Source organism: Thermosipho sp. (in: thermotogales) (assembly GCF_020054775.1).
In the GTDB taxonomy this organism is placed as follows: Bacteria; Thermotogota; Thermotogae; order Thermotogales; family Fervidobacteriaceae; genus Thermosipho; species Thermosipho africanus.
The window spans coordinates 1-9,386 of the sequence record NZ_JAIHAP010000072.1 but is presented as its reverse complement, the minus strand read 5'-3'; the positions used below and the strand labels follow the sequence as shown (position 1 = coordinate 9,386).

13 protein-coding genes are annotated in these 9,386 nt (G+C 32.7%); all 13 read right to left on the bottom strand.

Going from position 1 to position 9,386, the window contains the following annotated elements:
• Positions 1–42 precede the first annotated feature (42 nt).
• Genes JG780_RS09405 through JG780_RS09345 form a run of 13 tightly spaced genes read right to left on the bottom strand, consistent with a single transcriptional unit; the run spans position 43 to position 9,336 of the window.
• A complete protein-coding gene (locus JG780_RS09405) occupies positions 43–378 on the bottom strand; it encodes an Asp23/Gls24 family envelope stress response protein (protein ID WP_287570303.1) in 336 nt (111 codons plus the stop codon).
• Between the two features lie 16 nt (positions 379–394).
• Positions 395–952: an elongation factor P gene (efp, locus tag JG780_RS09400; protein ID WP_004100925.1), complete on the bottom strand. Its 558-nt coding sequence runs from the start codon at positions 950–952 to the stop codon at positions 395–397.
• An 11-nt stretch (positions 953–963) separates the two neighbouring features.
• Entirely contained in the window at positions 964–2,337 is a 1,374-nt protein-coding gene (locus JG780_RS09395) for a PP2C family protein-serine/threonine phosphatase (RefSeq protein WP_287570301.1), read from the bottom strand.
• Entirely contained in the window at positions 2,330–2,698 is a 369-nt protein-coding gene (locus JG780_RS09390; protein ID WP_012579907.1) for a response regulator, read from the bottom strand. Before JG780_RS09390 ends, JG780_RS09395 begins: the two co-directional genes overlap by 8 nt.
• Complete coding sequence (locus JG780_RS09385) at positions 2,699–3,301, bottom strand: TIGR03936 family radical SAM-associated protein (protein WP_004100930.1); 603 nt, start codon at positions 3,299–3,301, stop codon at positions 2,699–2,701.
• Positions 3,298–4,041, bottom strand: a complete 744-nt coding sequence (locus JG780_RS09380; protein ID WP_287570299.1) for an NHL repeat-containing protein — start codon at positions 4,039–4,041, stop codon at positions 3,298–3,300. The genes JG780_RS09385 and JG780_RS09380 overlap by 4 nt, the downstream gene beginning before the upstream one ends.
• A 2-nt stretch (positions 4,042–4,043) precedes the next feature.
• Positions 4,044–4,739 carry an LPS export ABC transporter ATP-binding protein gene (gene lptB, locus JG780_RS09375; protein WP_287570297.1) on the bottom strand — a complete coding sequence of 232 codons (696 nt, stop codon included), beginning with the start codon at positions 4,737–4,739 and terminating at the stop codon, positions 4,044–4,046.
• 8 nt (positions 4,740–4,747) lie between these two features.
• Positions 4,748–5,236: an OmpH/Skp family outer membrane protein gene (locus JG780_RS09370; RefSeq protein ID WP_287570296.1), complete on the bottom strand. Its 489-nt coding sequence runs from the start codon at positions 5,234–5,236 to the stop codon at positions 4,748–4,750.
• A 12-nt stretch (positions 5,237–5,248) separates the two neighbouring features.
• Complete coding sequence (locus JG780_RS09365) at positions 5,249–6,799, bottom strand: DEAD/DEAH box helicase (RefSeq protein ID WP_004100937.1); 1,551 nt, start codon at positions 6,797–6,799, stop codon at positions 5,249–5,251.
• Positions 6,796–7,293 (bottom strand): peptide deformylase, encoded by a 498-nt coding sequence (gene def, locus JG780_RS09360; RefSeq protein ID WP_004100939.1) that lies wholly within the window; start codon positions 7,291–7,293, stop codon positions 6,796–6,798. The genes JG780_RS09365 and def overlap by 4 nt, the downstream gene beginning before the upstream one ends.
• The gene (gene surE, locus JG780_RS09355; protein ID WP_004100941.1) at positions 7,271–8,038 is read right to left on the bottom strand and encodes a 5'/3'-nucleotidase SurE; all 768 of its coding nucleotides are present in this window, start codon (positions 8,036–8,038) and stop codon (positions 7,271–7,273) included. Before surE ends, def begins: the two co-directional genes overlap by 23 nt.
• Positions 8,039–8,058: 20 nt before the next feature.
• Positions 8,059–8,523: a YaaR family protein gene (locus JG780_RS09350; protein WP_004100942.1), complete on the bottom strand. Its 465-nt coding sequence runs from the start codon at positions 8,521–8,523 to the stop codon at positions 8,059–8,061.
• Positions 8,524–9,336, bottom strand: a complete 813-nt coding sequence (locus tag JG780_RS09345; RefSeq protein ID WP_004100944.1) for an Mrp/NBP35 family ATP-binding protein — start codon at positions 9,334–9,336, stop codon at positions 8,524–8,526.
• Between the last annotated feature and the right edge of the window lie 50 nt (positions 9,337–9,386).

The following is a 9,386-nucleotide window of genomic DNA, read 5'->3' as shown; positions in this document are numbered from 1 at the left end:
TTTAAAAACACTTTCGCGCATTTTATGACGCCTTTTTATCAATTATTCTTCCTCCTCTGCCGGCTCTATTTTTTCAACTACATCAATGATAGAAACGTTAACTGCAGATACTTGAAGTTCCGTCATTCTCTGAATATTTTCTGAAATATTCTGCATAATTTTCTTTCCAAATTCAACCAAACTCTTTCCATATGGAGCTACAGTCTTGACATTTACTATTACGTTATCATCCGGTGTCCTTTCAATTTCAATATTTTTCTTTAACTTTTTTGCATCTTTATCATCTGCAGACAGATCAAGAACTTCTAAAAAACTTCTAAATGCTATTTCTTTTAAAACTTCATCACTAATATTTATACTTCCTTGTTCAAAATCCATGGGCTCACCCTCCTTCTTATGCCCTTTCTATGTACTCACCAGTTCTTGTATCTACCCTTACTTTTTGACCTTTTTCAACAAAGAATGGGACAGTTATCTTCAATCCTGTTTCCAAAACAGCAGGTTTTCCTCCACCAGAAACTGTATCTCCTTTAAATCCTGGTTCCGTTTCTACAACTTCAAGGACAACACTTGTTGGAAGTTGTATTCCAATCGGTTTGCCATCATGCATTATCAAATCCACTTCTGTATTTTCAACCAAATAATTTTTTTCTTCTTCTATATCACTTACAGGGATACCATATTGTTCAAACGTTTCATTATCCATAAAGTAATACTTTTCACCGTCGTTATATATATAGGAAGCTTTTCTAAACGTAATTTCCGCTTCTTCTACTTTTTCACCACTATTGAAATTTACTTCCCTTACAAGTCCTGTAGACATATTTTTAAGTTTTGTTCTAATCAAGCCTGATCCTCTTGCCCTAAAATGTTTGTTTACATCAATTACCCTGTAAATTTCTCCTTCATACTTTATGTACATTCCCTTACTTAAAGAACCTACATCTACCATCAATACACCTCCTAATTAAAATATTTAATAGCAAGTAAGGTCATATCATCGTGCTGCGGTGCACCCTGAGAAAATCTAAAAACATCATTCTCAACGTTGTATATTATTTCCTTTGCAGATAAAAGATATACCTTCTTTAAAATTCTCTCAAGGCGTTCAAAATCATATTCTTCGCCACTTAAATTCCTTGCTTCAGGAATTCCATCCGTATATGCAAAAATTAAATCACCACTAGAAAGTTTAAATGTTTGAACCTCAAAATCCATATCCTCAAACATTCCAAGAGGAGTATTTGTAGATTGAACCTTAGATATGGAAGAAGAATTTACTATATAAAGTGGATCATGACCTGCATTTATTACTTCAAGAACACCATCTCTTGATATTTTAAAAGAAACACACGTTACAAATCTATCCTCTCCAACATCTACAGAAACCATGTTATTTAAACTATTAAACGTTCTTTTTAAATCTCCATCAGTACTTTCTATCAAAGATTTAAAAGCACTTCTCATAGAAGACATAATTAAAGATGCGGGAAGCCCTTTTCCAGACACATCCGCAACAATTCCAAATAAAAAGTCATTTTTTATAAAGACATCAAAATAATCTCCTCCAACATGTATTGCTGGCGTGCTTTCACCAAAGGAATCAAAATTATCATCATGTGGGAATTTCTTTGGAAAGAAGTTAAATTGAATATTTCTAGCAATTTCTATCTGTTGGTTTAATCTTTCTCTTTCAATTTCTTCTTTTAATGCTATTTCTCTTTCAATACTCCCTGAAATCTGCTGAGCCGTAGATTCTACGATCTTTTTATCCCCTGCTGTAAAAATAGAACCACTTTCTTTTCCAACAAATAATAGATAACCACTTTTTTCATCAGATGTAGTTGAAATATATTTAAAAATTATACTTTCACCGTTTAATTTTTCACATCTTTCTTTAATTACTGTCTCAGAAGAAACCTCCTTTGCATTCTCACTAAGAAGCTGGTCAATATTTTCTGGGCATGTTCCAACTGTTTCTACAACCTTTCCATCAAAATTTAGAGAAATTATTCCACATTTAAATCCAATTGCCTTCTTTAATGTATAAAGTATAGGTCTTAAAATCTGCTTTGTCTCAATATTAGAGGCAATAATTTTGCTAATTTCAAAAAGTGTGGAAATTTCCTCATATAGCCTTGTTATCTCTTCAAGTTGACTCTCAATTAAAATAGTTGAAGATTCAAGCTCTTGCTTGTACGTCAAAATTTCTGCATTTATTTTTTCTATTTCTTCTTCTATTGCATTCAATAGTTTTTCTTCTGATTCGAAAATTTTGGATTCTTTACCAGAAATTTCACAGAGTCTTTCATAAATTTCTTGTAATCTTTTAATCATTTTCAATCAACCTCTTAACTTCTTCAATTAGTTGTGAAGGACTAAATGGTTTGGTCATTACCATTTTTGCACCTAGAGATTTTGCAAGTCTTTCATCCTCACTACCGCCCTTTGCAGTTAAGATTATAACCGGGATATCCTTAATAGAATCGTCTTGACCTTTTTCCTTTAAAACTCCAAAACCATCGAGCCTTGGCATCATAATATCTAGAATTATCAAATCCGGCATTATTTCTTTCATTTTCTCAAGACCGTCAACACCATCAACTGCTTCATAAACTTCAAAGCCTGCTTTCTTTAAATTAAAGGATGTAATTTTTCTTAAAACCTCGGAATCATCTATCACTAATATTTTTTTCATTTAAGCACCCCTTTCAAAAAGAAGAGAAAGAGCATTATCTTGAATATAAGCTTCTTTTCTTATCGCAAGAAAAACTTTATCTGAAAAAAGATATGGATTAAAAGTATTTTCCTTCCTAATAATATAGTTTATCACAACATAATCCTTTTTTTCAAATTTTCTTACATTTTCAAAAACATCCAGGCTAATTTGCCGTATCCCTCGTTTTGTTTTCTTTTCAATAACTTTAGTCGCATCAAAATCAAAAGGCTTTTTTACAAAAACTAAAAATTCATATTTTTCTATTTTTGATAAATTTAAAAAGTTCTTAGTTACACTATCTACTTTCAAATGAAGTGGCTGAACCGCTGTAATTTCGTTATAAACAACTTGCGGATCATAGTCCTCTTCAAGATTTATATTTACGTAAAACGCAAGATCGATTATACCCGTTGAAACTGGATCAATATATGAAAATTTAGGTTTTGGATGAAAACCTTCCGTAAAAGTTAATTTTAAATTTGTTCTTCTAAAAGTCCTCTCAATCATAGTAATTGTATCAAGTCCTGCTACAAATCTATATGGGCCAAGCTTTTTAAACCTTACAAGATAGCTATAACTCATTTACTTTTCTCCTTTTTAACCTGAAATACATAAATTTTCCCATCTTTCATATCGGGAACATATAAATATCCATCCTTATAATACAGATCTGAAGGCGATGAAAAACCTTTCTTTTCAAGTAGTTTATTCCAATCCTTATCATATACAACTACATTCTTGGAGTTGTAACCTGAAACAAAAAATAAATCATCAGCAAAAAAGATTCCATCTCCACCTTTAACATCTGAAAGTGTAAAGCTTTCAACAACACCTTCTTTAGAACATTTATAAACCACTGCAGGATTTTCAAAAGAAATGACATACAAATATTTTCCATCAGTTGTAATACCGTTTGGTCTTAAAATATTAAAGACAACATTTAATTTATCATTCTCTAAGATATAAACAGAGTTACCGTAAGTGTCAGTAACATAAACTTTTCCTTCATACATAGTAACATCATTTAAGTACCTTGGAAAAGTAGCAAAATAACTTTTATATGTTTTACTACTTAAATCATATTTAATTAACCTATCAAAATCAACAATCCACAAATCTTTTCCATTCAAATAGAGGCCTCTTGGATCAACAAGAGACAAAATATATTCATTCTTTTCTTTTGATTGATAGAGAACATTACCATCTTTTACATATAATTTCCCCATATTTGAAATAAAATATCCACCACTGTTATCTACAACAACACTTTCAGGCGCAAAAAGTCCCCAAATAGAAAAAATTAAGCTTAAAATGATTTTCATAACTACCCCCCCAAATAAACTTCTTTTACAGTTTCATCGTTTAAAACTTCTTCTGGTTGTCCACTTGCAATTGTATCACCTTTGTGTATTACATATAATCTATCGACAATATCTTTTAATGCATCCACGCTGTGATCCGTTATAATTATACCAATCCCGCGCTCTTTTAATGATATAACCATCTTTTGTATTTCTTTAACTGTTTTTGGATCTATACCAACAAAAGGCTCGTCAAGCAACAAAAACTTTGGAGAAAGGGTCATCATTCTTGCAAGTTCGAGTCTTCTTTTTTCACCACCTGAAAGATAAAACGCATATTGATCCTTTAACGAATCTATTCCAAATTCTTTTAATAGTTTTGGTATTTTTTTCACGTCTTTATCATGGTATTCAATAACAAGCTTTAAATTATCTTCAACGGATAATTGTCTAAAAACTGATGTTTCTTGTTGAAGATAAGTTATACCAAGCTTTGCCCTTTTATGGATAGGAATTTTTGTAATATCTTTTTCACCTAAATAGATTTTCCCAGAGCTTGGAATAACTACACCAAGTATAATATTAAATAAAGTAGTCTTGCCGGAACCATTTGGTCCCAGCAAGCCTACCACTTCACCTGTTCTAACATTTAAATTTATACCATTTAAAACCTGTTTTCTACCGAATCTTTTTTTTACATCCTTACATACTATCTCCATATTACCTTTTATTGTGCCATACTTTTTAAATATTCAATAAATTGAGCGGTAATATCGTATTTTGAATTTCCATATGCCATTGTCTTGCTATTAAATACAAAATCATATCCCATTATCTCTGCATATTCTGCTATTTTTTGAAGTATTTCCTGTTCAAGTTCTGCAAACTTTCTCTGGTATTCACTGTTTAACAAGTCAGAGTATTGTTTTTGTTTTTGAGTGTACTCTGCAACTTTTGCATTTATTAAATCAGCTGCTGCACCTTTTTCTTTCATATCGTTTATTTCTGATGCAAGTTCATTTAACTTTTTTTGATAAAATTGAACATCTTCCTGATACTTTGTCTGAAGGTCAATCCATTTATCGTATGATTGTAAAACCTTTGTAGAATCAATGTAGGCAAGTTTTGGACCTTGAGCACTATCCCCTCCTGCAAACAAGAGTACAAATGATAAAAGAATTAAAGATGCTAAAACTACCATACCAAGCTTCTTCACAAAATCCACCTCCTAGTTTCTCGCCCTTGCTTTTGATACTATTGATCTTCGTCCTCTCTTTTTAAAGACGGAAAGAATTATTTCAGCCTCTCTGTAAGGAACTGTAATAAAGGAAAATTTATCTAATACCGTAATATCACTTATAACTTTACTTGATATACCGGTATTTTTAACTATGTAATCAATCAATTGCTTTTTGTTAATTCCAGATTGTTTTCCAAGCGCAATAAATAATCTTACAACTTCTTCTTTCTTTGAAGAAATTTGAGAAATATTATTGTAACTTTCTGGGTTTAAAGATTTATACCCCATACTAAGTAACGTTGCAACAACCTCTTCGGCAGGAAGTTCATTGAGAAGTTCTTTTGCAAGTTCATAGTAAATATCATGCTTTTTTGAATTATTTTCAACAACTTGTTTTTTTATCTTTTTCGCTTTTGTCTTAATAATCTGATCCACAGATGGAACTTTTCCTTCCTTTATCTTTGCGTTAGAAAACTTCTTTATTCTAAATAATTGTCTATATTCCCTTGGAGTTACAAAAGTTATCGCAATACCTTCTTTCCCGGCTCTTCCTGTTCTTCCTATTCTGTGAACGTAATGTTCAGGATTCAAAGGAATTGAATAATTAATAACGTGTGTTAAGCCTGTTATATCAATTCCACGTGCAGCAACATCGGTTGCAACAAGAATATTAACCTTCTTTTCCCTGAATTTTTTTAATACTCTTTCCCTTTGATATTGAGAGAAATCTCCATGAAGTGCTTCGGCATCATATCCTCTTTCAATTAATTTTGATGATACAGTATCAACTTCAACTTTTGTTCTACAAAATACCATTCCATAGAATTCTTCTTCCATGTCTATTATTCTACACAACGCCTCAAATTTATCACTTTCTCTTAGTTCAATATATATTTGTTCCGTTAAATTTGTTGTCAACTGCTTATCCTGAATCTTTATAACCTCATAATTTTTTATATACTTTTTTGCAAGATCAATTATTCTCTTTGGAATTGTTGCAGAAAACATCAAGAAAAATTTATCATCAGATGTGCTCTTTAATATTTTCTCGACATCATCAATAAATCCCATGTCAAGCATTTCATCTGCTTCATCTAAAATAAAATAATCCACTTTTGAAAGATCTATTGTTCCCCTTTCAAGATGATCCAATATTCTTCCCGGAGTTCCAACGACTATATCTACACCTTTTCTCAAATGATCAATCTGTCTTTGAATAGATTGACCACCGTATATTGGAAGAATTTTTAATTTTTTTCGCTTTAGAGAATTAATCTCTTCAGAAACCTGGAGTGCAAGCTCTCTAGTCGGTGTTAAAATGATCGCTTGAACATATCCTTTGTTTTCTAGTAGTTCAATTAAAGGTATTCCAAATGCTGCAGTCTTTCCTGTTCCAGTCTTTGCCTGTACTATTAAATTCTTCTCCTTTTTCAAGAGTGTAGGTATTACCTTTTCCTGTACTGGCGTTGGATTTTCAAATCCTTTCTCGTTGATTGCCCTCAACGTTTTTTCACTCAAGTTAAAATCCTCAAAATTCACTTTTTTTCCTCCATTCTCATCCTCATTATTTTAGAAAGCTCAGTAGAAAGTCGTCTTTTTACGCTAGTTGGCAGATGATCAATAAAGAGTATTCCATCTAAATGGTCCCTTTCGTGTTGAACAATTCTTGCACTGTACCCCTCAAACAACTTTTCCTGAACTTTCCCATATTCATCCTGATATCTTAATTTTACCCATTTATACCTTTCAACATCTTCAAATATACCTGGAAGACTTAAACAACCTTCTTCTCCAATTTCTTTTTCCTGAGAATGTTCTATTATCTCAGGATTTACAATGATTAAAGGTCCGCTACCATCATCCATTGCAAAAAATCTTAAAGAGATACCAACCTGTGGTGCCGCAAGTCCAACACCATCTTCAAGGTACATTATCTTTAACAAGTCTTCCTTTATTTGTTGAATATATTCAAAATCTTCCACTATTTTTGCCTTTTTTCTCAAGATTGGATCACCGTATAGTCTTATCTTCATACCTTTCCTCCAATCTTTTTAAATATTCTTCATTTGTTAAGAAAACACTTATTGGAGTTACTGAAACATAATTTTCAGCAATAGCCTTGTAATCAGCCTTTGGATCGGGATCATCTTCTATTATAGTTCCCATCATCCAATAGTAATTTCCTCCAGAAGGATCAACACGTTTTTCAAAGTAATCATCGTACATCCTCTTACTCTGTCGCGTCAATTTCCATCCCTTAATCTGATCATATGGAACCGAAGGTACATTTATATTAAGAGCAGTAAACCTCGGAATAGATCTTACATCAAATTCTTCAAGAAAATCTAATATAAACTTTGCTGCTGTTTCGTACATTGGATTTTCAAAGCTATAACTTGAAACTGCAATTGAAGGCACACCTGCTATAGCACCTTCAAGTGCTCCACTAACAGTTCCTGAATATACAACATCAGTTCCTAAATTATTCCCTCTATTTATCCCACTTATTAGTAAATCAGGTTTTTCTCCAAGTACAACATCTATTCCCATTTTTACACAATCAGCTGGTGTCCCTGATACAGAATATATCTCAAAGTTTTCGTTTATGTCTAACTTTCTAAGCCAAAGCGGTAGCCTTAATGTAATTGCATGTCCAACTGCACTCTGTTCAGTCTCTGGAGCAACAACTGTTACCTTGTATTTCTTGCTTAATGTTCTAGCAAGACATAGTATTCCATCGGCTGTTACACCGTCATCGTTTGTAACCAAAATATTCATACACTTTCACCTCTTACTTGTTACTTATACAAATCAAGAATAAGTCCATTAATTTCCTCAACCTTTGCAGCATAATTGATTGTTCCAGCCTCACTTGAAATCAATTTCTCTGCAAGATTTTGAAGTTTTGAATCAATCTCTTCGACAATAACATGAAGACGTGGTGTGTTAGTCGCATAATCCATTTTTCCACCAAGCTTGTACATCTTTTTTTCAATGAGCTTCAAAAACTTCTTTATCTTTTCTTTGTATTTTCTTAAAGAATCTGGAGTTGGAGAACGAACAAAATCGTTCCCCGCCTCCAGAATATCATTTACTATTCTCTCAAGTTCTTGGTTTATTTGTTCCTCTTCCACATCAAGCAAAACATCGAAAAAACCGGGGGTTTCACTGGAAAAACTGACTTTATGCTTTCCTTTTAAACCTTTTTTCTTCTTTATATTTTCATTTTTTATCTTAGGATCCCCGGTTGGCTCAATTCTCATTTATTCCACCTCTACAGCTTTTGCGACCTTTTCAGCTATCTTTCTAAATTCTTCTTCGACTTCACTTTCTCTCATATAAAGGGTGACTGGTTTTCCTTCATCTGCAAGTTTTGCAGCCTTTGGATCAAGAGGAATTTGTCCTAAAAGCTCTACATTGTATTCTTCTGCAAGAATTTTTCCTCCGCCACTTCCAAATATTTCAATTTTTTCTCCGCATTTTGGGCACCTTACAAATGACATATTTTCGACTATACCAATTAATTTTTTGTTCATCGAATGTACAAAGTCAATTGCCCTTCTTACATCATCAAGGGCTACTTTTTGAGGTGTGGTTACCATAACTACTCCATCTAGATCATCGAGTGTTTGGAATAAGCTTAATGCCTCATCGCCTGTTCCAGGTGGTAAATCAAAAATTAAAAAGTCAAGTTCACCCCACTTTGTATCTCCTAAAAACTGCTTTATTGCAGAATGTTTGAGTGGACCTCTCCATATAACTGCTTTTCCACTTTCAACAAGCATACCTATAGAAAGTGCCTTCAAATTAGGTAAAATTTCAGCAGGAACTATCTCTTCACCATCAACCGATGGATTTTTTTCACCAAGCATCCTTACTATGTTAGGACCGTGCATATCAAGGTCAAGAAGCCCTACTTTGTAACCGCTCTCTGCAAGTGCTGTTGCAAGGTTCACTGCAACAGTGGTCTTTCCAACTCCACCTTTTCCACTTAAAACAGCTATTTTGTGTTTTACATTTTTCATCTTTTCTTTAATTTTTGTGTTTTCATTATTCAAATTAAACTGTGGCTGCATTATCTCACCTCCATATTTCTTTCATATCATTATAACACATATATATTAAT